Source organism: Vibrio sp. JZG120 (assembly GCF_053890955.1).
The window spans coordinates 278046-304209 of sequence record NZ_JBSRRK010000006.1 but is presented as its reverse complement, the minus strand read 5'-3'; the positions used below and the strand labels follow the sequence as shown (position 1 = coordinate 304209).

General features: G+C 45.3%; 22 protein-coding genes, 1 tRNA gene and 1 riboswitch. Of the genes, 15 read left to right on the top strand and 8 right to left on the bottom strand.

All coding sequences use genetic code 11. The annotated features are described in order from the left end of the window. The 4 genes from rsxC to ACWPOD_RS15465 all read right to left on the bottom strand — a co-directional run. On the bottom strand, nt 1–2531 hold a 2531-nt coding region (gene rsxC / locus ACWPOD_RS15480; protein ID WP_456232036.1), incomplete at its 3' end, for an electron transport complex subunit RsxC. A gap of 8 nt (nt 2532–2539) precedes the next feature. After that, complete coding sequence (rsxB, locus tag ACWPOD_RS15475; RefSeq protein ID WP_005396655.1) at nt 2540–3136, bottom strand: electron transport complex subunit RsxB; 597 nt, start codon at nt 3134–3136, stop codon at nt 2540–2542. Nucleotides 3137–3139: 3 nt separating this feature from the next. After that, nucleotides 3140–3718 (bottom strand): electron transport complex subunit RsxA, encoded by a 579-nt coding sequence (gene rsxA, locus ACWPOD_RS15470; protein ID WP_005380762.1) that lies wholly within the window; start codon nt 3716–3718, stop codon nt 3140–3142. A 328-nt stretch (nt 3719–4046) separates the two neighbouring features. After that, nucleotides 4047–4122, bottom strand: a tRNA-Asn gene (locus tag ACWPOD_RS15465). A gap of 559 nt (nt 4123–4681) precedes the next feature. Between ACWPOD_RS15465 and uvrB the strand changes: the two genes are divergently transcribed. The 3 genes from uvrB to luxU all read left to right on the top strand — a co-directional run bounded on the left by uvrB (nt 4682) and on the right by luxU (nt 8756). Then, the gene (uvrB, locus tag ACWPOD_RS15460) at nt 4682–6712 is read left to right on the top strand and encodes an excinuclease ABC subunit UvrB (RefSeq protein ID WP_167426367.1); all 2031 of its coding nucleotides are present in this window, start codon (nt 4682–4684) and stop codon (nt 6710–6712) included. A 296-nt stretch (nt 6713–7008) separates the two neighbouring features. Then, nucleotides 7009–8415 carry a quorum-sensing sigma-54 dependent transcriptional regulator LuxO gene (gene luxO, locus ACWPOD_RS15455; RefSeq protein ID WP_456232035.1) on the top strand — a complete coding sequence of 469 codons (1407 nt, stop codon included), beginning with the start codon at nt 7009–7011 and terminating at the stop codon, nt 8413–8415. Further along, nucleotides 8412–8756: a quorum-sensing phosphorelay protein LuxU gene (gene luxU, locus ACWPOD_RS15450; RefSeq protein WP_012841577.1), complete on the top strand. Its 345-nt coding sequence runs from the start codon at nt 8412–8414 to the stop codon at nt 8754–8756. The genes luxO and luxU overlap by 4 nt, the downstream gene beginning before the upstream one ends. 111 nt (nt 8757–8867) lie before the next feature. Here luxU and ACWPOD_RS15445 read toward each other — a convergent pair whose 3' ends face one another. Next, nucleotides 8868–9764 (bottom strand): YvcK family protein, encoded by an 897-nt coding sequence (locus ACWPOD_RS15445; protein ID WP_456232034.1) that lies wholly within the window; start codon nt 9762–9764, stop codon nt 8868–8870. Between the two features lie 175 nt (nt 9765–9939). Then, a riboswitch (molybdenum cofactor riboswitch) is annotated at nt 9940–10074 on the top strand. Between ACWPOD_RS15445 and moaA the strand changes: the two genes are divergently transcribed. From moaA to ACWPOD_RS15390, 11 genes are all read left to right on the top strand, one after another. Next, nucleotides 10063–11052 carry a GTP 3',8-cyclase MoaA gene (moaA, locus tag ACWPOD_RS15440; RefSeq protein ID WP_085342816.1) on the top strand — a complete coding sequence of 330 codons (990 nt, stop codon included), beginning with the start codon at nt 10063–10065 and terminating at the stop codon, nt 11050–11052. Its footprint overlaps the riboswitch before it by 12 nt. Nucleotides 11053–11157: 105 nt before the next feature. Then, on the top strand, nt 11158–11670 hold the full coding sequence (moaB, locus tag ACWPOD_RS15435) for a molybdenum cofactor biosynthesis protein B (RefSeq protein ID WP_005396648.1): 513 nt from the start codon (nt 11158–11160) through the stop codon (nt 11668–11670). Between the two features lie 28 nt (nt 11671–11698). After that, a complete protein-coding gene (gene moaC, locus ACWPOD_RS15430; protein WP_005396647.1) occupies nt 11699–12178 on the top strand; it encodes a cyclic pyranopterin monophosphate synthase MoaC in 480 nt (159 codons plus the stop codon). Continuing rightward, the gene (gene moaD / locus ACWPOD_RS15425; protein ID WP_005396646.1) at nt 12175–12432 is read left to right on the top strand and encodes a molybdopterin synthase sulfur carrier subunit; all 258 of its coding nucleotides are present in this window, start codon (nt 12175–12177) and stop codon (nt 12430–12432) included. Before moaC ends, moaD begins: the two co-directional genes overlap by 4 nt. A 1-nt stretch (nt 12433) precedes the next feature. Next, nucleotides 12434–12889, top strand: a complete 456-nt coding sequence (moaE, locus tag ACWPOD_RS15420; RefSeq protein WP_048625774.1) for a molybdopterin synthase catalytic subunit MoaE — start codon at nt 12434–12436, stop codon at nt 12887–12889. Between the two features lie 532 nt (nt 12890–13421). Then, entirely contained in the window at nt 13422–15098 is a 1677-nt protein-coding gene (locus ACWPOD_RS15415) for an ABC transporter substrate-binding protein (RefSeq protein WP_005396644.1), read from the top strand. 128 nt (nt 15099–15226) lie between these two features. Continuing rightward, nucleotides 15227–16147, top strand: coding sequence for an oligopeptide ABC transporter permease OppB (oppB, locus tag ACWPOD_RS15410; protein WP_006742810.1), 921 nt, complete (start codon nt 15227–15229; stop codon nt 16145–16147). Between the two features lie 15 nt (nt 16148–16162). Next, nucleotides 16163–17065: an oligopeptide ABC transporter permease OppC gene (gene oppC, locus ACWPOD_RS15405; RefSeq protein WP_005396642.1), complete on the top strand. Its 903-nt coding sequence runs from the start codon at nt 16163–16165 to the stop codon at nt 17063–17065. 27 nt (nt 17066–17092) lie between these two features. After that, nucleotides 17093–18064 (top strand): ABC transporter ATP-binding protein, encoded by a 972-nt coding sequence (gene oppD, locus ACWPOD_RS15400; RefSeq protein ID WP_005396641.1) that lies wholly within the window; start codon nt 17093–17095, stop codon nt 18062–18064. Continuing rightward, entirely contained in the window at nt 18043–19056 is a 1014-nt protein-coding gene (gene oppF / locus ACWPOD_RS15395; RefSeq protein WP_269819731.1) for a murein tripeptide/oligopeptide ABC transporter ATP binding protein OppF, read from the top strand. The genes oppD and oppF overlap by 22 nt, the downstream gene beginning before the upstream one ends. Before the next feature lie 167 nt (nt 19057–19223). Next, nucleotides 19224–20171: a glutathione S-transferase family protein gene (locus ACWPOD_RS15390; protein WP_048625772.1), complete on the top strand. Its 948-nt coding sequence runs from the start codon at nt 19224–19226 to the stop codon at nt 20169–20171. Between the two features lie 113 nt (nt 20172–20284). Here ACWPOD_RS15390 and ACWPOD_RS15385 read toward each other — a convergent pair whose 3' ends face one another. Next, a complete protein-coding gene (locus ACWPOD_RS15385; protein WP_012841581.1) occupies nt 20285–20707 on the bottom strand; it encodes a DUF7282 domain-containing protein in 423 nt (140 codons plus the stop codon). Between the two features lie 286 nt (nt 20708–20993). Between ACWPOD_RS15385 and ACWPOD_RS15380 the strand changes: the two genes are divergently transcribed. Continuing rightward, nucleotides 20994–22271 (top strand): MgtC/SapB family protein, encoded by a 1278-nt coding sequence (locus ACWPOD_RS15380; protein ID WP_065646642.1) that lies wholly within the window; start codon nt 20994–20996, stop codon nt 22269–22271. A gap of 111 nt (nt 22272–22382) precedes the next feature. On the opposite strand, the gene pta is transcribed toward ACWPOD_RS15380, so the two are convergent. Both pta and ACWPOD_RS15370 read right to left on the bottom strand, forming a co-directional pair. Continuing rightward, on the bottom strand, nt 22383–24527 hold the full coding sequence (gene pta / locus ACWPOD_RS15375) for a phosphate acetyltransferase (protein WP_005396636.1): 2145 nt from the start codon (nt 24525–24527) through the stop codon (nt 22383–22385). A gap of 136 nt (nt 24528–24663) precedes the next feature. Next, nucleotides 24664–25860 carry an acetate kinase gene (locus tag ACWPOD_RS15370; RefSeq protein WP_005396635.1) on the bottom strand — a complete coding sequence of 399 codons (1197 nt, stop codon included), beginning with the start codon at nt 25858–25860 and terminating at the stop codon, nt 24664–24666. Nucleotides 25861–26164: the final 304 nt, after the last annotated feature.

The following is a 26164-nucleotide window of genomic DNA, read 5'->3' as shown; positions in this document are numbered from 1 at the left end:
TGTTCAGCAGGCGTTTCAGCTTCTACCGTTTCGGCTGGTTCTTCTTGCTTAGCTTTACGCGCTTTGGCACGCGCAATGGCCGCAGCGACAGCCGCTTTTTTCGGATCTTCAGTTTGTTCAGCAGGCGTTTCAGCTTCTACCGTTTCGGCTGGTTCTTCTTGCTTAGCTTTACGCGCTTTGGCACGCGCAATAGCCGCAGCGACAGCCGCTTTTTTCGGATCTTCAGCTTGTTCAGCAGGCGTTTCAGCTTCTACCGTTTTGGCTGGTTCTTCTTGCCTAGCTTTACGCGCTTTGGCGCGTGCAATGGCAGCAGCAACCGCGGCTTTCTTCGGATCCTCAGCTTTCTCAGCAGGCGCTTCAGTTTCTTCCGTTTCAGTTGAGTCTGCTTGTTTCGCTTTACGCGCTTTGGCACGCGCAATGGCAGCAGCAACCGCGGCTTTTTTCGGATCGTCGGTTGGCTCAGTAGGCGCTTCTGCTTCTACCGTTTCAGCTGAGTCTGCTTGTTTCGCTTTACGAGCCTTAGCGCGAGCAATAGCAGCAGCAACCGCGGCTTTCTTCGGATCTTCGGTTTTCTCAGTAGGCGTTTCAGCTTCTTCAGTTTCAGTTGAGTCTGCTTGTTTCGCTTTACGTGCTTTGGCACGTGCAATGGCAGCAGCAACCGCGGCTTTCTTCGGATCGTCGGTTTGCTCAGCAGGTGCTTGAGCTTCTAACGTTTCGGTTGGTTCTTCTTGTTGAGCTTTTTTCGCTTTAGCTCGGGCGATGGCTGCTGCAACTGCCGATTTCTTATCATCAGCGTTGTTGTCTGGTGTTTCGCCTTGCTCTTTTTGTGCTTTACGTTCGCGGGCTAGACGTTTGCGTTCTTCGCGCAGTTTTGCCATTTCTGAGTTATCAGGTTCACTAGAGCCTGCTTTAGCGGCTGCGGCCTGTTTTGCCTTCGCTTTGGCAATGGCTGCTGCGACGGCAGGTTTCACGGCTGGCTCTGCTTTTTCTGTTGTTTCTGTCTTCTGAGCTTTCACTCGTGCGATCGCTGCTGCAATCGCATCATCACCACCAGAAGATTTCATGTCTTTACGGCGCTGATCGGCTGCTTTCTTAAAGCGACTTTCACGTTCTGCTTTTTCGCGCTCCATGCGCGCTTTCTTCTCTTCAAAACGCAGCTTCGCTCGCTCAGCAGCTTCCGCTTCTTGTGTTCTGGTGCGAATTTCCGCTTTTGCTTGGCGGTAGTACTGTACGAGAGGAATTTCACTTGGACACACAAACGCACAAGCACCGCACTCGATACAATCCTTTAAGTTTAGTTCTTCGAGTTTGTCATACTCTTCAGCTTTTGCATGCCATTGCAGTTGCTGAGGTAGCAGTGAAGCAGGGCAAGCTTCAGCACATTGGCTACAGCGAATACATTCCATCTCATGTTGGTGTGGAGAGATCTCACGACGAGTCGGGGCAAGGATACAGTTTGCTGTCTTGGTAATCGGCACTTGAGAGTGGGGAAGGGTGAAGCCCATCATTGGTCCACCCATGATTAAACGTTGTAACTTCTTATCGGCTTTATAGCCAAACTCATCCAATAACGCCTGTACTGGTGTACCTAATAATGCCCAAACATTGCGTGGTTGTTTGAATGTTTTACCGGTGAGAGTCACCACGCGTTTTATCATCGGTTCACCATCGATGATTGCGCGTTTGATTGAGTAAAGAGAACCGACATTTTGAACCAAAATACCAATATCGGCTGGAATTGCGCCGCTTGGTACTTCTTTATTGGTCAAAATTTTGATCAGCTGTTTTTCACCACCAGAAGGGTATTTAGTCGGGATAACGCGAATGACGATATCTTTGTTTAGAGCCGCAGCTTCTAACGCTTTAATTGCCTCTGGTTTGTTATCTTCAATACCAATAATCGTGAGCTTTGGTGTCAGGATATGTTCGACAATCTCGATACCTTGGATGAGCTCTTCGGCATGCTCTTGCATGAGCTTGTCATCTGATGTGATGTATGGCTCACACTCAGCTGCGTTGACGATAAGAATCTCTGTGCGAGCAAAACCTGATTGGATTTTTTTTGCGGTAGGGAAACCTGCGCCACCCATACCTGAAATGCCTGCGAGACGAATAATATCGATCAGTGCGTCAGGTGTTTCTTGTTTGTAATCCGCGACGGGTTTTCTGTCACACCATGTATCGTTACCATCAGGTGTAATGACCGCACAGAGTTCACTCAGACCTGAAGGGTGAGCAACGGTTCTAGGCTCAATTGCGGTGATCGTACCCGATGTAGGAGCATGCACTGGAACGGTAAAACCAGTTTCGGATTGCGTTAATGGCTGACCTTTTAATACGTGGTCACCTTCGGCAACCAATAAGTTACCAGCCTTACCAATGTGTTGTTTTAGCGGTAATACAATTTCTGATGGGATAGCCGCGTGAACGAGCTCAGTTTTGTTGGACTGCTTTTTGTTTTCTGCCGGATGCACACCACCAGGGAAATCCCAAAGCGAGCCTGTACGAATTTGTTCAATCAAAGACAACATGCGAAACCTTACTTAATTGAATCTTTCACGTTCGCTGCATCGTCGGCAGCATCCGTAATGTTGAGTACTGGAATGGAGTTAAGTTGCCACTTCCAGCTTTCCGTGGTGGTTGCCACAGGAATCATTTCAATACAATCAGTTGGACATGGTGCAACACATAAGTCACACCCCGTACATTCGTCTTTAATTACGGTATGGACCGCTTTTGTACCGCCTACAATTGCATCCACTGGACACGCTTGAATACACTTAGTACAGCCAATGCACATATCTTCATGGATAAACGCAACGGTTGGAATTTTGCTGTCGAGATCGTGCGCAGATTCTTCTGGCTCAACACCCATTAAGTCGGCGAGCTTTTCGATTGTTGCCTGACCGCCAGGTGGACATTTGTTGATGTGGTCGCCATTTGCAATCGCTTCAGCATAAGGGCGGCAACCAGGATAGCCACATTGACCGCATTGAGTTTGAGGTAAGATTGCGTCGATTTGATCCACAATTGGGTCTGCCTCGACTTTGAAGCGAATAGAAGCAAAACCAAGTATCGCGCCGAAAATCGCAGCAAGAACCGCTAACGCGATGATCGCAATTAAAATCGTACTCATTGTTTACTTCACCAAACCTGTAAAGCCCATAAAGGCTAGTGACATTAAACCCGCTGTAATCATTGCAATCGATGCACCTTTAAAAGGCACTGGTACGTCGGCGGCAGCTATGCGCTCACGCATGGATGCAAAAAGTATCAACACCAATGAGAAACCAACAGCGGCGCCGAAGCCGTAGATAATCGATTCGATAAAGTTATGGTTCTCATTAATATTAAGAAGCGCGACGCCTAATACCGCGCAGTTTGTAGTGATCAGCGGTAAGAAAATACCAAGCAAGCGATAAAGTGTTGGACTTGTTTTGTGCACAACCATTTCGGTGAACTGCACCACAACGGCTATCACCAAAATAAAACTCATGGTTCGAAGGTACTCAATACCCAGTGGACGAAGAATGTAGCTTTCCACTAAATACGCACACACTGACGCGAGCGTTAGCACAAAAGTTGTCGCTAAGCCCATACCTATTGCTGTTTCCAGTTTTTTGGACACACCCATGAAAGGACATAGGCCCAAAAACTTCACCAGTACAAAGTTGTTCACCAGCACAGTGCCGACCAACAACAAAACATATTCGGTCATAGTTATTACGTTCTTAAAATCCGATCTTGATATTATCGTGTTTTGTGACACCAATAACAACCAGTGAACGATGTGGTTTTACATACACGATGGAAAAATAGTCGTCTATGTGAGGTATTTTGATGAATCAATAAGAAATTGAACAGCTTGCTGAATGGATTTTACAAAGACGCTGGTGCTGTCTTTCCTCAAAGAATCTTTTGCTCAGAAGGTGGGAATTACACTTAGCGAGTAATTTTAAGTCGTCACTTGAGATATTGATGGTGAAAGAAGTTTTTGATTTCAAAACGAAAAAAGCCGTGTCTTGCGACACGACTTTTCTGGAATTTGGCTCCTCCTGCTGGGCTCGAACCAGCGACCTGCGGATTAACAGTCCGTCGCTCTACCAACTGAGCTAAGGAGGAATTGCTTTGCTTGAAAGCGGAACGAATCTTACCGAGCAGCCAAACTACTGTCAACAGTAAAAAAATACATTTTTAGCAAAAAATATTGGGGGAAGGGCTTTACTTTTCTGTACTGCTTGTCAGTAAAGGGGTGAGGTTAGTTATCCACTAATTTTGTGGATAACTATGTTGATGAGATCTGAGTAAAGATCTTTTATATGCAACCTGGTTTTTATTTAGTGAATTTTTAATCAGAGCTATACAGAGAATATGCAATTAAAACATAGATTTATTGATGTTAAGCAAAATGTATTCAAGGTGGATAAAAATCTAGCTTTTGGGGATAAAGAGTGTTTAGGCTAATTTTTGGGGAAAAGTTGTGGAAACTGCAATGTGAAGAATGGGTGTGGCTCTTCAGCTAGGGCGAAGTACTATATCAGAGTAGGTTTTGTATGGCTATAGCATTCTAGACAAACAAGAAAATTTATTAACAATGGTGGGTAAATTTTCAATAGACGTAGATTTCATTGGCTAAGGTGTATATATATACAGCCAAAGCGCAGTAAATTTGAGGAAGGGTATGAGTAAAGTCTATGAATTGGTCTCCGATTATCAGCCATCGGGTGACCAGCCGGGAGCGATCAAGCAGCTGCTTGAGGGGCTCGATGCTGGACTGGCACATCAAACACTATTGGGGGTAACGGGATCGGGTAAAACGTTCACACTAGCGAATGTTATCGCTCAAGCCCAGCGACCTGCAATATTACTTGCTCCAAACAAAACTCTCGCAGCGCAATTATATGGCGAGATGAAATCATTCTTTCCTAATAATGCGGTGGAGTACTTTGTTTCCTACTACGATTACTACCAGCCTGAAGCTTATGTCCCGACGACGGATACTTTCATTGAAAAAGACGCATCGGTTAACGCTCACATAGAGCAAATGCGCCTTTCCGCAACGAAAGCACTATTGGAACGTAAAGACGCGATTATCGTTGCGTCTGTTTCTGCTATCTATGGTTTGGGAGACCCAGAATCTTACTTGCAAATGATGTTGCATTTACGTCGTGGTGACGTGATTGATCAACGGAACATGCTACGACGTTTGGCAGAGCTACAATATTCAAGAAATGACGTGGCATTTGAGCGAGGACAGTTCCGGGTTCGTGGCGAAGTGATTGATATCTTTCCAGCGGAATCTGACCAAGACGCAGTTCGTGTCGAAATGTTTGATGATGAAATTGACTGCATCAGTGTTTTTGATCCATTGACTGGTGTGGTGAAACAGCGAGATTTACCACGCTACACCATTTATCCTAAGACGCACTACGTGACACCAAGAGATCGTATTCTTGAAGCGATTGAAAATATTAAGGTTGAATTAGAAGTACGCAAAAAACAGCTTCTAGACAACAACAAGCTACTGGAAGAACAGCGTATTAGCCAGCGGACTCAATTCGATATCGAGATGATGAATGAGTTAGGTTTTTGCTCAGGTATCGAAAACTATTCTCGCTATCTCAGCGGACGATCGGAAGGCGAGCCGCCACCGACATTGTTTGATTATTTGCCTCATGACGGTTTGTTGATCATCGATGAATCCCACGTGACGGTGCCGCAGATTGGTGCCATGTATAAAGGTGACCGCTCTCGTAAAGAAACGCTGGTAGAGTTTGGTTTTCGCTTACCTTCTGCGTTAGATAATCGTCCCCTCAAGTTTGAAGAGTTTGAAGCGTTAGCACCGCAGACGATTTTTGTCTCTGCGACGCCAGGAAGTTATGAACTAGAAAAATCTTCAGGCGATGTAGCGGATCAAGTTGTTCGTCCAACAGGCTTGCTTGACCCAGAATTGGAAGTTCGCCCAGTAGCGACCCAAGTAGACGACTTGTTGTCTGAAATTCGCCTCCGTTCTGCTAAAGATGAGCGAGTTCTAGTGACAACATTGACCAAACGAATGGCCGAAGATCTCACCGAGTACTTGCACGAACATGATGTTAGGGTACGTTACTTACACTCAGATATTGATACCGTAGAACGTGTGGAGATCATCCGTGATCTTCGTCTTGGCGAGTTTGACGTGCTGGTGGGAATTAACTTGCTACGAGAAGGCTTGGACATGCCTGAAGTTTCGCTGGTTGCAATATTGGATGCAGATAAAGAGGGCTTCTTGCGCTCCGAGCGTTCACTGATTCAGACCATTGGTCGTGCTGCGCGAAATCTTGAAGGTAAGGCGATCTTGTATGCTGACCGAATCACCAACTCCATGAAAAAGGCGATGGATGAAACCAACCGCCGCCGCGAGAAGCAGAAAGCGTACAACGAAGAAATGGGCATTTCGCCGCAAGCGCTCAAACGAAATATCAAAGATATTATGGAATTGGGCGATATTACCAAGTCTAAACGTCAGCGTAATACTAAACAGGTACCGTTGTCGAAAGTGGCGGAGCCTTCGCAAACATACGAGGTCATGTCTCCTCAGCAGTTGGAAAAAGAAATCAGTCGACTTGAGGCGGCAATGTATCAGCACGCGCAAGATTTAGAGTTTGAATTGGCGGCGCAAAAGCGTGACGAGATTGAAAAACTAAGAGCGCAGTTCATCGCAAATAGTTAAAAATAAGCTTAATGATCTAGCTTAGCCAAGTGTTTTAGATTGCTTGCAGAAAAAAAAGAAGCCAATAGGCAGTCGGGTCTATTGGCTTGTTTTGTGAACATCTCGTTCACTAACAACGTCAGTTGGCTAGGTGACCCGAGGGGTCACTAAACTATCAGCATGGTTTATGCCATTTTTTAAATAATTGATATTATTTTTGAATCCTTTCTCTTACCCATAATTTAGCTAATGTTATTTGCAAAATGCAAAGCGTAATGCGATTATTGTTTAAAACACAACAAAATATTAGCTAGGTTATGCAACAAAAATCTGAAGGTCCTAAATCTCGTTACCTTTTAATGGTTGAGGATACCGCATCTGTTGCGGCACTGTACCGCTCATACCTGACACCGCTTGGTATAGATATCAATATTGTCGGTACAGGTAGGGATGCCATTGAAAGTCTCAACCATAGAATTCCAGATCTTATTCTGCTCGATCTTCGTTTGCCAGATATGACGGGGATGGACGTTTTACACTCTGTAAAAAAGAGTCATCCAGACGTACCTATTATTTTTATGACTGCTCACGGTTCTATCGATACCGCGGTAGAAGCAATGCGTCATGGTTCTCAAGACTTTTTGATCAAACCGTGTGAAGCTGACCGCTTACGTGTCACGGTTAACAATGCGATTCGTAAAGCGACTAAGCTAAAAAACGAGGCTGATAACCCGGGAAATCAAAGTTATCAAGGCTTTATTGGCAGTAGTCAAACAATGCAACAGGTTTACCGCACGATTGATTCAGCAGCGAGCAGTAAAGCGAGTATCTTCATCACTGGTGAAAGTGGTACGGGTAAAGAGGTATGTGCCGAGGCAATCCATGCGGCAAGCAAGCGTGGTGACAAGCCTTTTATTGCGATTAACTGTGCTGCAATTCCAAAAGATTTGATTGAGAGTGAACTGTTTGGTCACGTGAAAGGTGCTTTTACCGGTGCAGCAAATGATCGTCAGGGTGCAGCGGAATTAGCGGATGGTGGCACACTTTTCCTTGATGAATTGTGTGAGATGGATTTAGATTTGCAAACCAAATTGCTACGATTTATTCAAACCGGCACGTTCCAAAAAGTGGGCTCATCAAAAATGAAGAGCGTGGATGTTCGCTTTGTTTGTGCAACTAACCGTGACCCATGGAAAGAGGTACAAGAAGGTCGATTCCGTGAAGATTTGTACTATCGTTTGTATGTCATTCCTTTGCATTTGCCGCCTTTACGTGAACGAGGTGAAGATGTCATTGAAATTGCATACTCACTGTTAGGCTATATGTCGCACGAGGAAGGAAAAAACTTCGTGCGTTTTGCGCCTGATGTAATCGACCGATTTAATAGCTATGAGTGGCCAGGCAACGTTCGTCAGTTACAAAACGTGCTGCGCAATATCGTTGTTCTAAACAACGGTAAAGAAATCACGTTGGATATGTTACCGCCACCGCTGAATCAACCGCTTGACCGTCCGTCTTCTGTGGCGAAATTCATTGAGCCGAAAGTGATGACTGCGTCTGAGATTATGCCGTTGTGGATGACAGAAAAAATGGCGATAGAGCAAGCGATTGAAGCGTGTGATGGCAATATCCCCCGAGCGGCGGGATACCTTGATGTCAGTCCGTCGACGATTTACCGCAAGTTACAGGCTTGGAATGGCAAGGAAGAGCGGCAAAAAGTATGAGTGTGAATGTATTAAATCAGCAAAAAATTGATGAACTGTCGATGGAGATTGGCAGTGATAATGTTCCTGTTTTACTCGATATTTTCTTAGGGGAGATGGATACCTACATCGAGAATTTATCTCAGTTTCAAGGGACAGAGCGATTGCGTTACCTAAAAGAAATCAGTCACGCGTTAAAAAGCAGTGCAGCGAGCTTTGGAGCAGACCGTCTTTGTCAATTGGCGATGTCGATAGATAAAAAAGCCAAAGCAGGTGAGTTAGCTGAAGAGTCAGACGAGTTAAAAACGATGTTCGATCTTTTGCACGAAACACGCGACGCTTATCGTGATTGGCAGCAGTAATGCATTGTTCTGATGAGGCTCTTACACAAAACCCTTCACGTACGTGAAGGGTTTTTTCATTGTTGACAGCGAGTAAACTTGAAGCTATCCCCTAGCTTTAGAGGGCGTTTTTTAAATCGAAAGCCCTAGCTGGCTTTCAATAGCGAGCTTGAGTTTATCTCGGTCGTGACGCCAATCTCGGTTCGACGAAGCTAACGACTCGGTCACTACATTCCACTGGCTCAAGACTTCTTGCTCGGTTTCCTCTGCTAGAACCACGTCTATCTTCCTACCTTGGCAGGCACGCTCACACCATTCTAATTTTTGTGCCATGGTCATTCGTCCGGCTGGGCCGTACTCTGGACTCAAGTTGGCAACGAAAATGACTTTTGCTTTCTCATTGGCGGCAATGGCTTTGCCGAGCTCAGGCAACAGCAAAGGAGGCATGATGCTGGTTAAAAAGCTGCCAGGACCAAGAATAATAGCGTCTGCCTCTGCCAGTGCAGTTACTGCTTCTTTAGTTGCAGGAACTTCTGGTGATAGATCGAGACGGCGTAAATCGGTGTCCATCTCGTCTACATTTGTTTCTCCCGTGACCCACTTTCCATCCACGGATAACGCGGAAAGATCGGAAGGGTGTTCAGACATAGGAAGAATGTTAACGTCGACTTTTAACATGTTTCGAATCAGATTGATGGCATCTAACGGTCTGACCGATAAGTTATCGAGCGCCGTAAGCATCAAGTTACCGAGGTTATGACCATCAAGCTCACCTGTACCTTTGAAGCGATATTCAAACATCATTGAACTGATCGACGGTTCTGTGATCAGCTGATTAATGCAGTTCCGTGTGTCACCCCAAGCGATTCCACCTTGGCAGTGACGAATTCTTCCTGTTGAGCCACCATTGTCTGTTGTGGCGACAATGCCAGTTGCATTGCCGCCAAAATCTCGTAGTGCGGCCAACATTCGACCTAAGCCATGACCACCGCCAACAGCGACCACTTTTTTATCCGTGTAGATATTCATTACGTTCTTCTAATAATCTTGTAAAAAACGGCTACAATTTATCTTAAGGAGTGCTTGAAAGGTACTCACTTAGCGGTAAATTGTGTCTCTAGAGAGTTTTTTATCACTCAAGTCTGGATTCCAGTACAAATATTAAGTATTTTACACCGCAAAGCTATCAGAGGTTTCATATCTCTGGTTGCCATAACTCCGAGCTCACTATTGCTAAGTCCGAGGATAAGCGTTTTGAGCCAGTGGCGTACTGTCACAAGGGCATGATTGGAAATGGCCATGCCTCCCGTGTTTGGAAAGGTGTTCCGTGGCGCAACAATTCGAAGACAAATTTCATCGTAAGTTCTATTACTTGCGTCTGTCTGTGACCGACGTATGTAATTTCAAATGTACCTATTGCCTTCCTGATGGCTATAAGCCTTCGGGCAATAAAAACTCGTCTTTTTTATCTCTTCCTGAAATCAAACGGGTCGTAAAAGCGTTTGCTGATTGTGGCACGTCAAAAGTGCGCATTACTGGCGGTGAACCAAGTTTACGCAAAGATTTTACCGACATTATCCACTCAGTGGCGACGACGCCTGGTATCCAAAAAGTTGCAACGACGACCAATGGTTACCGCATGGCGAAGCAAGTCGCAGACTGGCGTGAAGCGGGCTTAACTCACATCAACGTTAGCGTGGACAGCCTTGATCCGCGTATGTTCCATCAAATCACGGGTGAAAATAAGTTCACTGAGGTGATGAATGGTATCGAGCGTGCGTTTGAAGTTGGTTATGAGCAAGTCAAAGTTAATGTGGTGTTGATGAAAGATCTTAACCATCAAGAACTGCCAGCGTTTCTCAACTGGATAAAAGATCGTCCAATCCAACTGCGCTTCATCGAATTGATGCAAACGGGTGAGATGGATGATTTATTCAATAAGCATCATGTGTCAGGCGTAGCAATTCGTAATCAGTTGATTGCAAACGGTTGGCTGCTTAAAGTGCGCTCTCATAATGACGGCCCCGCGCAAGTGTTTGTTCATCCAGATTACAAGGGTGAAATTGGCCTGATCATGCCTTATGAAAAAGACTTTTGTGAGAGCTGCAACCGACTACGCGTCTCTGCGATGGGTAAGCTGCATCTGTGTTTGTTTGGAGATCACGGTGTAGAACTGCGTGATCTACTGGAATGTGATGAGCAAGAAAGTGAGCTTATTGAACGCATCCAAGCGCAGTTACAAACTAAGTCGGTGAGCCACTTCTTGCACGATGGTAATACGGGTATGACGCCACATCTGGCGTCTATCGGCGGCTAAATCAACTCAAATTTTGTAGGGAAAGCTTATTTATAGGCTAGCTTTCCCTCGCTTTTCTAGAATCGATACCAAACGTATCAAAGTTAAAAGAGAATAGGTGAACACATGGGTCACGCTGAAAGCAAATTTCAACCTGCAAATATTGCCGTTCTAACGGTATCTGACACTCGTACCGAAGAAAACGATACCTCTGGTCGCTACCTTGTTGAACACGCTCAAGAAGCGGGTCACAATGTTGTCGATAAGCAAATTGTTATTGATGACATGTACAAAATTCGCGCAATTGTTTCTCAGTGGATTGCGGACGACAATGTTCAAGCGATCATGATTACTGGTGGTACAGGGTTCACGTCACGTGACAGCACGCCAGAAGCGCTGAAGCCTCTGTTTGATAAAGAAGTAGAAGGTTTTGGTGAGTTATTCCGCATGGTGTCTTACGAAGAAATTGGTACGTCAACGATCCAATCGCGTGCAATTGCAGGTTTTGCTAACCATACAGTTATCTTCGCAATGCCTGGTTCAACAGGCGCGTGCCGCACTGGCTGGACGAAGATCATCAAGCAGCAGTTAGATGCAAGCCATCGCCCTTGTAACTTCATGCCGCACCTATCTGTATAACCCCTTTCCTAAAAGCGAAGGAAAAACAATGACTCAATTTACCCATATCAACGCGTCTGGCGAAGCTAACATGGTCGACGTGTCTGCAAAAGCTGAAACGGTTCGTGAAGCACGTGCAGAAGCATTTGTTCACATGGCCCCAGAAACCTTGCAACTGATTGTTTCCGGGCAGCATCACAAAGGTGATGTGTTCGCGACGGCTCGAATTGCTGGTATCCAAGCTGCAAAGAAAACGTGGGATTTGATTCCACTTTGTCATCCTCTGTTGCTTTCTAAAGTCGAAGTTCAGTTGGAGGCTATTGAGTCAGAAAACAAAGTTCGTATTGAATCTGTTTGTAAGCTTGCAGGTAAAACGGGCGTAGAAATGGAAGCGCTCACGGCGGCTTCTGTTGCTGCACTGACGATTTACGATATGTGTAAAGCGGTGCAAAAAGATATGGTTATCGGTCAAGTTCGTCTCCTAGAAAAGACGGGTGGAAAATCTGGACACTTCAAGGCGGAATCATGATTAAAGTACTTTTTTTTGCTCAGACTCGTGAGCTGATTGGTATCGACAGTGTCGAATTAGATGATCAATTTGAAACGGTTGAAGCGATTCGCGCGCATCTCGTGGAAGAGGGCGCTGATAAAAATGGCAAGTGGGATTTGGCTTTAGAGCCAGGAAAGCTACTTGCTGCTGTTAATCAATCTATTGTCCCACTTGATACCGAAGTAAAAGCGGGGGATGAAGTTGCATTTTTCCCACCGGTAACCGGAGGTTAAGATGGACCCTCGCGTCTCTGTACAAGTTGAAGATTTTTCCGTTGATCACGAATATCAACGTTTATCCGAAGGTACGGCTGCTGGTGCTGTCGTAACATTCATTGGTAAAGTTCGAGATATGAACCTTGGCGATAATGTTGTTGGTTTGCACTTGGAACACTACCCAGGCATGACTGAGAAGAGCTTGAGCGACATTTGCGATCAAGCTGAATCACGTTGGCCATTATTGGGCGTACGCGTGATTCATCGCGTTGGTGATATGGATAGCGGTGATCAAATCGTCTTTGTTGGTGTTTCAAGTGCACACCGCGGAGCAGCATTTGATGCTTGCGAGTTCATTATGGACTACTTGAAAACCAAAGCACCATTTTGGAAGAAAGAACGCACGACGAGTGAAGATCGTTGGATTGAGTCGCGCGATACTGATCACCAAGCTGCACAGCGTTGGGAAAAATAGAACCCACGCCTCATTCTAGTGAAAAAAGCTAAGTGTCAATGGCTCTTAGCTTTTTTTGTACTTATCTTCATAATTCTGCTCATTTGACTTCAACACAACCCGTACTCGCTCTGGTGATATTCTTCACAATAAAAGTTTTTAGCCCAATATATAAACAATTATTTGTTAGACTTCATTTGTCATAAATGTTAAATAATATGTAAATATCTAGCATAAGATGCTATCAAATGGTTTAAATGTAGATTAATCGAAAGTTTTGTCTGTGGAATGTCGCTTCTGGTCTCCATTTGGCTGGTGAATACTTTTTGATTAGAGTTTACTGCTAGATATGTGTGGTTTAGTCAGGATTATTGGTTTTTTTGCTACATTTTTATGGCAAATTACTTCAATGATTGCTAATGTGTGCCGCAGTCTTTGTAAGGTTTTAGGCTTTTGTGCTCAGAAAATGCACTAAAAAAATCTAAAACTCTGACCGTTCCAGGCCCTTACAAAGAAGTCATGGATGCTAACGAAAAAATTTGGAGTTTTACGCATGTATAAGAATAAAATCACGCGCGCTTTATTTATTGGTGCTGGTCTTTCTCTCGCTTTAGCTGGTTGTGGCGAAAAGCCTGCAGAGAAACAAGCTGCTGAGCCTGCTCCGGCTCCAGCCCCTGAAGCTAAATCTGATTCTAAAGAGCCAAAACTTGCTGCTGTTCAAGAATTGGTGCGTGGTAACGGTACAGAAGTTGCGACAATAGACCCTCATAAATCTCAAGGTGTTCCAGAATCCCACGTGATTCGCGATCTTCTTGAAGGCCTAGTAAACCAAGATGCGGACGGTAACACTATCCCTGGTGTTGCAGAATCTTGGGAAACTGAAGACAACAAAACATACACTTTCCACCTACGTGAAGACGCAAAATGGTCTAACGGTGATCCTGTTACTGCAGGTGATTTTGTATACAGCTTCCAACGCGCAGTCGACCCAGCAACCGCTTCTCCATACGCTTGGTACATGGAATACACCAAGATGAAGAACGCAAAAGACATTGTTGCGGGTAAAAAAGACAAGAGTGAGTTGGGTGTTAAAGCGGTTGACGACCACACGTTAGTGGTTGAGCTAGACACTGCTGTACCATACTTTGTGATGATGATGGGCCACACAACAGTGAAGCCTGTTCACCAAGCAACCGTTGAAAAGTTCGGCGATCAATGGACGAAGCCTGAGAACTTTGTAGGTAACGGTGCTTATGTTGTTGACAACTGGGTTGTAAACGAGCGTTTAGTTCTAAAACGTAACGAACAATACTGGGACAACGAAAACACGACGCTTGATCAAGTTACTTTCCTGCCAATCGAAAACCAAGTAGCGGAAATGAACCGCTTCCTAGCAGGTGAAATTGACTTCACGAATGAACTGCCTACAGAGCACTTCAAGCGTTTGAAGCAAGAGCATCCAGAAGACGTGTCTGTGTCGGGTAACTTGTGTACTTACTACTACATCTTCAACACGAAGAAAAAGCCGTTTGATGATGTTCGCGTACGTAAAGCGATTTCTTATGCGATTGACCGTAATATCGTGACTGATGCGATCCTAGCACAAGGTCAAAAGCCAGCTTATTTCCTAACGCCTGAAATCACGGCGGGTTTCAACCCAGAAATTCCTGCATACGGCAAAATGACGCAAGAAGAACGTAACGCTGAAGCGGCGCGTCTGTTGGAAGAAGCTGGTTACGGCGCAGACAACCCTCTTGAATTTAACCTTCTATACAACACGTCAGAGAATCACAAGAAACTTGCGGTTGCACTGGGTTCAATGTGGAAGAAGACGCTTGGTCTAGACGTTACGCTAGAAAACCAAGAGTGGAAAACTTACCTATCTACCAAAGATTCTGGCAACTTTGAAGTTGCTCGTGCAGGTTGGTGTGGCGACTACAACGAAGCTTCATCTTTCCTAACGCTGATGATGAGTAATAACACTACTGGTGGTATTCACTACGACAGCAAAGAGTACGATGCAATCATGAACAAAGCATTTGCTTCAACTTCTGACGAAGAGCGTCAAGCGCTTTACCTAGAAGCAGAGAAGTTGATGGCAAAAGATATGCCAATCGCACCTATCTACCAGTACGTGAAATCACGTCTACTATCACCGAAAGTTGGTGGCTTCCCAGTCAATAACGCGGAAGACAAGATTTACTCTAAAGATCTCTACATCACAGAGTAATTCGTAACTCGATAGAACTATAAAAATGAGGCTCTACATGTGAGAAATTGCATGTAGCGCCTATCTTTAGTCCAAAAGAATTGGACGACTTCTTTAATTTAACTGTCACAGACTGAAAGAGTGAGTTTATGCTTAAATTCATCGCAAAAAGGATATTTGAGGCGATCCCAACAATGTTGGTTTTGATCACCGTATCTTTCTTTCTTATGCGCTTTGCACCGGGAAACCCTTTCTCGACAGAGCGTCCATTGCCACCCGAAGTAATGGCAAATATTGAAGCTAAATATGGCTTAGATAAACCTGTATTTGAACAATACACCACGTATTTGACCAATGTTATCCAAGGGGATTTCGGGCCGTCATTTAAATACCTTGATTACTCGGTTAACGAGCTGATCGCGGTTGCCTTACCTGTTTCGGCTAAAGTAGGCTTTATCGCCTTTATCTTTACCCTGATTATGGGGGTTACCGTCGGCACCATTGCTGCGCTCAAGCAGAATACTTGGATTGATTACACCATCATGTCGACAGCGATGCTCGGCGTGGTAATGCCTTCTTTTGTATTGGCACCTGCTCTTATCTATCTGTTCTCGCTTCACTGGAATATCTTCCCTGCGGGCGGTTGGCAAGATGGTAGCTGGCAGTATTTAGTGCTTCCTGTCATTGGTATGTCACTACTGTATGTTGCAACCTTCGCTCGTATTACGCGTGGTTCGATGATAGAGACATTGAACAGTAACTTTATTCGTACGGCTCGTGCTAAAGGTCTAAGCTACCGTTACATCATCATCAAGCACGCCCTTAAGCCGGCACTTCTTCCTGTTGTTTCTTACATGGGTCCTGCTTTCGTAGGTATCATCACCGGTTCTGTTGTTATCGAAACCATTTTTGGTCTACCAGGTATTGGTAAGCTATTCGTTAACGCTGCGTTTAACCGTGACTACTCGCTAGTAATGGGTGTAACCATCCTGATTGGTTTCCTATTCATTTTATTCAACGCGATTGTAGATATTCTACTTGCAATGATTGACCCGAAAATTCGCTACTAACAGGGACGTTTGGTTATGTTAACGAAAAAAGAAAACCTAGAAGCGATTGAGAAATTCTCCGAAAACTTGGAGATTGAAGGTCGCAGTCTTTGGCAAGATGCTCGTATCCGTTTTATGCGCAACAAAGCGGCAATGGTGAGCTTATTCCTTCTTGTTCTAATGACGTTGGCGGTGATTATTCTGCCAATGATCGCACCGCACACCTTTGATGATACTGACTGGTACGCGATGCACGTTGCACCGAATGCTGACCATTGGTTTGGTACCGACAGCTTAGGCCGTGACTTATACGTGCGTACGTTAATCGGTGGCCGTATTTCTTTAATGGTGGGGGTCATGGGTGCTTTTGTAGCCGTACTGATTGGTACGCTCTATGGCGCAGCATCTGGTTTTATCGGTGGTAAAGTTGACCGTGTGATGATGCGTATTCTAGAGATTTTGTACGCGGTACCGTTTATGTTCCTGGTAATCGTACTGGTAACATTCTTCGGTCGTAACATCATGCTGATCTTTGTCGCGATTGGTGCTATCGCATGGCTAGATATGGCGCGTATCGTACGTGGTCAAACACTCAGCTTACGTAGCAAAGAGTTCATCGAAGCGGCGCATGTGTGTGGTGTTAGCAACTGGAAAATCATTACTCGTCATATCGTGCCGAACGTACTGGGTATCGTAGCGGTTTACTCTACGCTGCTTATCCCAAGTATGATTCTAACTGAATCATTCCTATCATTCCTTGGTCTTGGTGTTCAGGAACCAATGACAAGTTGGGGCGCGCTTCTACAAGAAGGTGCACAGACAATGGAAGTAGCAATCTGGCAGCTGGCATTCCCAGCAGTGTTCATGGTTGTGACGCTATTCTGCTTCAACTACGTTGGTGACGGCCTGCGCGATGCGCTGGATCCAAAAGACAGATAATTAAAAGATAAGATTAAGGAAGCAATGATGAGCTTATTAGATGTCAAAGATCTGCGCGTCGAATTCACCACGCAAGATGGTATCGTAACCGCAGTAAACGATTTGAACTTCTCTCTCAACCAAGGCGAAACCTTAGGTATCGTTGGAGAATCGGGATCAGGTAAATCTCAAACCGTATTCGCAATCATGGGCCTGTTGGCTAAGAACGGTATTATTTCTGGTAGCGCAAAGTTTGAAGGCAAAGAAATCCTAAACTTACCAGAAAAAGAACTGAACAAAGTGCGTGCGGAACAGATCGCAATGATCTTCCAAGACCCAATGACATCACTGAACCCTTACATGAAAGTAAGTGATCAGTTGATGGAAGTGCTTATGCTGCACAAAGGCATGGGCAAAGCGGAAGCATTTGAAGAATCAGTACGCATGCTGGAAGCGGTGAAAATCCCTGAAGCGCGTAAGCGTATCACGATGTACCCGCATGAGTTTTCAGGCGGTATGCGTCAGCGTGTAATGATCGCGATGGCGTTGTTATGTCGTCCTAAACTGCTTATTGCCGATGAGCCAACAACAGCACTTGATGTGACGGTTCAAGCACAGATAATGGACCTGCTTAATGAGCTTAAAGACGAGTTCAACACTGCGATCATCATGATCACGCACGACCTTGGTGTTGTTGCAGGTTCGTGTGACAAAGTGCTGGTGATGTATGCAGGTCGTACGATGGAGTACGGCAACGTAAACGAAATCTTCTATAATCCAAGCCACCCTTATGCAGAGGGTCTGCTGAAGGCGATTCCTCGCCTTGATACGGAAGGTGAAATTCTGCCAACCATTCCTGGTAATCCACCAAACTTGCTTCGTCTACCACCGGGCTGCCCTTATCAAGAGCGTTGTCACCGAGTGATGGATCGTTGTAAGCGTGAAGCGCCAATTCTGACTCCATTTGGTGATGGCCGTCAGCGCGCATGTTTTTCTGAATGGGAGGCTTGGAACAAATGAACGAAGTAGATAAAAAGCTAATTCTGGACATTTCAGAGCTGAAAGTTCACTTCAGCATTGCGTCAAAATCGGCATGGCCTTGGTCAAAGCCTTCAAGCCTAAAAGCGGTTGATGGGGTGAACGTTCGACTATACGAAGGGGAAACACTTGGTGTAGTAGGCGAGTCAGGTTGTGGTAAATCGACGTTTGCGCGCGCCATCATCGGTCTTGTTGAAGCGACGGATGGCGAAGTAGTTTGGTTGGGTCAAGATCTAACTAAGATGAAAGACGTCCAACGTCGTGAAACGCGTAAAGAAATCCAAATGATTTTCCAAGATCCTTTGGCATCTCTTAACCCACGTATGACGGTTGGCGACATTATTGCTGAGCCTCTTGAAACGTTCTACCCAGAACTGTCTAAGCAGGAAGTGAAAGACCGCGTTAAAGAAATGATGGCGAAAGTGGGTCTACTACCAAATGTGATCAACCGTTATCCGCATGAATTCTCGGGTGGTCAGTGCCAGCGTATCGGTATTGCGCGTGCGCTTATCCTTAAGCCTAAGATGATCATCTGTGATGAACCCGTATCGGCGCTTGATGTATCTATTCAAGCTCAGGTTGTTAACCTGCTTAAAGAGATTCAAAAAGAACTAGGCCTTTCTCTGGTATTCATTGCGCATGATTTGTCAGTGGTTAAACACATCTCAGATCGTGTTTTGGTCATGTACTTGGGTAATGCTGTCGAGCTCGGTGAGGCGGAGGCGCTGTTTGCTGATCCTAAGCACCCATATACACGCGCATTGATGTCAGCGGTTCCGATTCCGGACCCGAACATTGAGCGCAGTAAGAAAATCCAAATGCTGGAAGGCGACCTTCCTTCGCCGATCAGTCCACCATCGGGTTGTGTGTTCCGCACTCGTTGCCCACAAGCAACCGAAGAGTGTGCGAAGACGAAGCCAACGATTCAAGGCAACGACGTTCACGCGGTATCTTGTTTGCACGTTAGTGTATAAATTCAGCCTGTGACGGGCTTAAGCGCGACACCTTCATCGGGTCGCGCTTTTTTTATGCATCTGATTTATACATTCGAATTTCTTGAACATGATGTCCTAAGTTCAGTGATTTTCTGTTTGATAGGAAACGCTAATATAGACATAAACAGAATGAGAGGAGCGCAATCATGGGTAAGTTGGTCGAAGGTGTTTGGCATGACGTCTGGTATGACACAAAATCAAATGGTGGCAAATTTGTGCGTGAAGATGCCGGATTCCGTAACTGGGTTAAAAACGAACCTGATGCGGAGTTTAAACCAGAGTCTGGTCGATACCATTTGTATGTCTCTCTTGCTTGTCCTTGGGCACACCGAACGCTCATCTTCCGCAAGCTGAAAGGCTTAGAACCACATATTGATGTCACGGTTGTTTGCCCTGATATGTTAAGCCAAGGCTGGCAAATGGGGCTTCCTGAGCCACTATTTGGTCACACTCGTATGCACCAAATCTACACGCAGGCCAAACCAGATTACACAGGCCGTGTAACTGTGCCTGTGCTTTGGGATAAAAAGACCAATACGATTGTGTCGAATGAGTCGTCAGAAATTATTCGTATGTTTAACTCGGAGTTCGATGAGTTAACAGGAAACCACGATGACTATTATCCAGAACAGCTAAAGCATGTTATTGACGAGTGGAACGATTTTGTTTATCCAAACGTCAACAATGGAGTGTATCGCTGTGGTTTTGCGACCACACAAGAGGCATATGAAGAAGCATTCGATTCTTTATTTGCTGCGCTAGATAAAATCGATTCGCACCTAGCGACGCATCGTTATTTAGCGGGGAATACTATTACTGAGGCTGATTGGCGTTTGTTTACGACTCTGATCCGTTTCGATGTCGTGTATGTGGGTCACTTCAAATGTAACAAGCAGCGCATCGCAGACTACGAAAATATTCAAGGATACTTAAAAGAGTTGTATCAAGTCGAAGGCGTCGAAGAAACCACGGATTTCTACCATATTAAACGTCACTACTATTTCAGCCACACTGGTATTAACCCGACGCAAGTTGTACCCAAAGGGCCTGATTTAGACTTAAACTCTCCTCATGGAAGAGAAATAATTAGCTAGTTTGCTGCCTCCATCAGAAATGAAAAAGTACTTAACGGTTAGCAATATCGTTAAGTACTTTGATGCCAACTAAATACTAGGAGCAGGAGAGTGACTCTTAAGTGTGCGCTCGTCTACTTAGCGCGTACGACGTCCATCACTAATTTTCCGTCGACTTTTACAGGGCCATCTTCTTTGGCTCCGAGTGTATATTCAAATACGCCAGTCTTCATTCCCCCTTTTTCTCCGTGGACCATTAGCATCAGCATGTCGCCAGACTCAACCGGTTCCATCAAAATTGCATTCACGTTCTCATTCTGTCCCATCTTTAGTGGGGCATAGCCGATAACAGGGCCAGGCTTCATTGATTCGTCCGTTCGGTGGACGACCATCCATCCGTTGTCGTCAGCATGAGCCATTTTTGCGGTTACCGTTCCTCCGGACATATCTTGATCAACGCCTTTAATGCTTGGGGCAGAAAAGCTGAATGAAGAAAAACTGAACAGAATTGCAGCTAAACCAAGCTTTAGCAGTGAGTTGTTGATGGAGTTGTTCATATGTATTCCTTAATTATGTGTGAGTTTGCTTAATAGCAGTCCATCTTCGTTACGTAGTTCGAGTAAGAAAGTTCAGTTGAAATGTAAATAATGCTGATAAATTGAACAGGGAGGGCCGCTTCGTTCTATTACGTTTTGGTGGTAGATAAAAGAATAATGAAATTATAAGACGCAATGGTAAGCAGGGAACCGGGGCCATTTTCTGATTATCCTCTCATCGTCACAGCTTCTTACCCATATTCAAATAAACTAATGATATAACAACCGCTTTTTAACGGGGTGATGCATGGATATCAATGAGTTTGTCAGTGGCGAGCATCTAATTTGGAATCTGCTTATTGCTCTATTACTAGGGGCAATTGTTGGCACCCAACGTGGCTGGGTGATGCGCAATAGCGTAGAAGGCAGTCGTGTAGCAGGCATTCGTACTTTTTCTTTAGTCGGTTTACTCGGTGGTTTAGTTGGCATTCTCGCCAACATCTATACACCTTTACTCATTGGTTTTGCGCTTATCGCTTTAGTCATCCTCACTTGCATCGCTTTTGTTATACAGCAGAAAAAGAGCGGAGATGTGAGCATCACTGGCGTGGTTAGTATCATGGTGGTGTTTGTTCTGGGTAACCTTACCGTGTCGGGTGAGGCTGTTTTGGCTGCAGCAGCGGCCGTTATTACCGCGGTGGTGCTTGATAACAAAAGAGAGCTACATCAAGCGCTACAAAAACTGCAAGAGTATGAGTTAGACGCAGCACTGCGTTTATTACTTATCTCGATAGTCATGTTACCCCTGTTACCAAATCAATCTTACGGCCCTTGGAATGCACTTAACCCGTATGAGATTTGGTGGATGGTTGTGTTGATCGCTAGTATCTCTTTTGTCGGTTATTTTGCGATAAAAATCGGCGGGGCGAAGCGAGGTATTTTGTTTACGTCTGTATTTGCGGGGCTTAGCTCTTCGACAGCATTAACGTTGCAGTTTTCCCATCTTTCTCGTGAGCAAGCGAGCATCAGCCCGTTACTCGCTAGTGGTATTCTTTTGAGCTGCGGAACCATGTTCCCTCGTTTACTTATCGTACTGTCCGTTATCAATCCACAATTAGTGAAACTGCTTTGGCCAATTGTGATGGCGATGATGGTTGCGCTGTACATTCCGGCATGGTGGATTTGGCGCAGAAGTGAAGTTGAGCAGATTGAGCAATCAAATAAGCAAACGAACCCTCTTGCTTTGCAGTCGGCACTGTTCTTTGGCCTCGTGTTGGCGGTGATTATGCTGCTTGCTCATGCTTTGTCTGACTGGTTCGGCAACGCGGGTGTGTTGATCCTTTCTGCTTTATCAGGGATTACTGACGTTGATGCGATCTCGTTAACCCTCGGGCGTCAAAGTACGCAAACATTGAGCGTGACCACTGCTGCGTTAGGCATTTTGATTGCCGCTTCGGTTAATACCATTGTGAAAATGGGGATGGTCATCGCGATAGGGGATAAGAAGCTTTGGCGCCGAATCGCACCAGTGATGACAGGTTGTGTTGTGGTTGGGGCTGGGGTATTTATGGCGCTGTATTCGTAAGAGCGTATTAGTGCTATAGCTAATAGCCTCTTTGCTGTGTGGCCAACAATAGAAAAAGCCCTCGACGAATCGAGGGCTTTGGATAGTTGTCCAACTAGATGTCAGAAGCGATTATTTAGCTTCTTGGTCTGCTTGGATTGCTGTTAGAGCGATTGTATACACGATATCGTCTACTAGCGCGCCACGAGACAAGTCGTTTACAGGCTTGCGCATACCTTGCAGCATTGGACCGATAGAAACTAGGTCAGCTGAACGTTGTACCGCTTTGTAAGTCGTGTTACCCGTGTTTAGGTCTGGGAATACGAATACTGTCGCTTTACCTGCTACTGGAGAGTTAGGCGCTTTAGACGCTGCCACGTTTTCCATGATAGCTGCGTCGTACTGTAGAGGACCGTCGATCACTAGATCAGGACGCTTCTCTTTCGCGATGCGAGTTGCTTCACGTACTTTATCAACGTCTGCACCCTTACCAGATTCACCAGTAGAGTAAGAGATCATAGCAACGCGAGGGTCGATACCGAATGCTGCTGCAGAGTCAGCAGATTGGATAGCGATTTCAGCAAGCTGTTCAGCGGTTGGATCTGGGTTGATCGCACAGTCACCGTAAACCAGTACTTGATCAGGCAGAAGCATGAAGAATACTGAAGATACGATAGACGCATTTGGTGCAGTCTTGATGATTTGGAACGGAGGAACGATAGTGTTCGCCGTAGTATGAACAGCACCAGAAACTAGGCCGTCAACTTCGTCGTTCTCAAGCATCATTGTGCCTAGGAATACTGAATCTTGTAGCTTCTCACGAGCCACAACTTCAGTCATGCCTTTCGCACCGCGCAGCTCAACTAGACGAGCAACGTAGTTTTCACGAACAGCATCGGCATCGATGATGGTTACGCCAGTACCTAGCTCAACGCCTTGTTGAGCTGCTACGCGACGGATTTCATCTGGGTTACCTAGAAGCACACAGTCTGCAATACCGCGTTCAGCACAGATTGCTGCTGCTTTAACTGTACGAGGTTCGTCACCTTCTGGAAGAACGATACGCTTGCCTGCTTTACGAGCAAGTTCAGTTAGCTGGTAACGGAACGCTGGTGGGCTTAGACGACGAGACTTCTGAGTACCTTCAGTCATTGACTCGATCCAGTTACCGTCGATGTGACCAGCAACGTGCTCGTTGATGAACTCGATACGCTCTTTATCGTCTGCAGGTACTTCGATGCTGAAGCTCTGTAGGTTTAGAGATGTCTGCCAAGTGTTACCTTGTGCTTTGAAGATAGGTAGACCAGTGTCGAACGCTGGTTTACATAGACCTTCGATTTCGCGAGGGATGTCGTAACCGCCAGTTAGCAGTACAGCACCAATATCCACACCGTTCATTGCAGCAAGAGAAGCAGCAACGATAACATCAGGACGGTCTGCAGAAGTAACAAGTAGAGAGCCAGGTTTGAAATGCTCAATCATGTTTGGCAGAGAACGTGCACAGAAAGTGATGCTCTTGATGCGACGAGTGTTGATGTCACCTTCGTTGATGATATCTGCTTTCAGGTGCTTAGCCATGTCGATTGCACGAGTCGCAATCAGATCAATGCTCCATGGCACGCAACCTAGTACACGAATTGGAGAAGTGTTGAAGATTTCCATCACTTTCAATTCGTTTTGTTTCGCGCTATCTGCATCGTCAAAGATTTCAGATAGGTCAGGGCGAGTACGGCCAGCTTCGTCAACAGGAGCGTTTAGCTTGTTGATGATAACGCCAGAGATGTTTTTGTTCTTAGTGCCGCCGAAGTTAGAACATGCTACTTCGATACGCTCTTTCAGTTGCGCTGGGTTATCAGTACCTGGAGTCGCAACTAGCACGATTTCTGCACCAAGTGTTGCCGCGATTTCCGCGTTTACTTGGTTTGCAAATGGGTGCTTACGAGTAGGTACAAGACCTTCGATTAGCGTAACGTCTGCGTCTTTGTTGATTTGGTTGTAACGTTCAACAACGGTTTCTAGCAGCTCGTCCATGTTGTCGTTACCGATTAGGCTTTCAGCAACAGACATCGCCATTGGTTCACCGATCTTCATATCGCTGTTGTGGCCAACGATAGTTGAAGTCAGATCTGGCTGATCACCACCTGAACGTGGCTGACAGATTGGCTTGTAGAAAGAAACTTTAACGCCTTTACGCTCCATAGCGCGAAGAACACCCATGCTAACGCTTGTTAGGCCAACGCCTGCGCTAGTAGGGATAAGCATAATAGTACGAGACATTCGTAGAGTACCTTTAGCTATTTGGGGGATAAAAGCTCAACTCTTATTCCATGAAGCTCGAAGAATAGGAGTTGAGCCCCTAAGAAATTCGTTTGAATGAAAATCTGGCTAGCCGAGTGGCTAGCCAGTAATTCAATTAAAGACCTGTCAGGCGTGCAGTGTCTTCAGCGATGACTAGCTCTTCGTTAGTAGAGATAACCATTGCAGGGATACGGCTGTTTTCAGTCGTGATAACGCCTTCGCCGCCGAAGCGAGCTTTAAGGTTAGCTTCGCTATCTACTTCGATACCGAAGATGCCAAGACGGTTTAGAACCATTTCACGGATAGGGCCAGAGTTCTCGCCGATACCGCCAGTGAAAGTGATTGCGTCTAGACGACCGTCCATTGAAGCAGTGTAGCCAGCTACGTACTTAGCTAGACGGTGGCAGAACACGTCCATTGCGCGTGTTGCTTCTTCTTTCTCACCGTAGTTGTCTTCAACGAAACGACAGTCAGAAGTCACTTCAGTTAGACCTTGAAGACCAGACTCTTTAGTTAGCATCGTGTTGATTTGATCAACAGAGTAACCTAGAGCGTCGTGTAGGTGGAAGATGATCGCAGGGTCGATGTCGCCACAGCGAGTACCCATTACTAGACCTTCAAGTGGAGTAAGACCCATAGAAGTGTCTACAGATTGACCGTTCTTGATTGCACATACAGACGCGCCGTTACCTAGGTGACAGTTGATGATGTTTACTTCTTCAACTGGTTTGTTTAGTAGGCCAGCAACTTCACGAGTGATGAACAAGTGAGAAGTACCGTGCATACCGTAACGACGGATACCGTGTTCTTTGTATAGGTTGTATGGAAGAGCGTATAGGTAAGACTCTTCAGGCATAGTTTGGTGGAACGCAGTGTCAAATACAGCAACGTTTTTCAGCTCTGGGAAGTTTTTCTTAGCCGCTTCGATACCGATGATGTGAGCAGGGTTATGAAGAGGTGCAAATGTTGCAGCGTCTTGAATACCTTTTAGAACTTCATCAGTGATTAGTGCAGATTGAGTGAACTGCTCGCCGCCGTGAACGATACGGTGACCGATTGCGCCTAGGTTAGCTTTAAGCTCTGGCTTAGAAGCAAGAATAGTTTCTACCATAAACGCTAGTGCTTCTTCGTGAGCTGCACCATTGCCTAGTTGAGCTTCGTGCTTGCCATCAAGTTTCCACTTGATGCGAGCTTCAGGAAGGTGAAGACACTCAGCAAGACCTGATAAGTGCTCGTCGCCGTTCTCGGCATCAACAACGGCAAATTTAAGAGAAGAACTACCGCAGTTTAAAACTAAAACTAGCTTAGACATGTATGACTACCTGTTATTCGTCTGATAAAAAATCAGTTAAAGAATGAAAAATTAATCACAAGAATAGCCGATACCCAGAAGGCTGCGTACTAATCCTGGTCAAAAATTGTTCTAATTCCATATAAAGAAATAGTGATGAACCCATCCATCACTATGATGCGATCCGTGCAGATAGATATCTCGGAGTTGCTTAAATTGTAAATAACAGCAACAATGAGATTGAGGGTCTGCAAAGGATAGCGATAATAAGCAATGATAACAAAAAAAATTTGAAAGAATATTAACTTTCATCAATTTTTTGTAC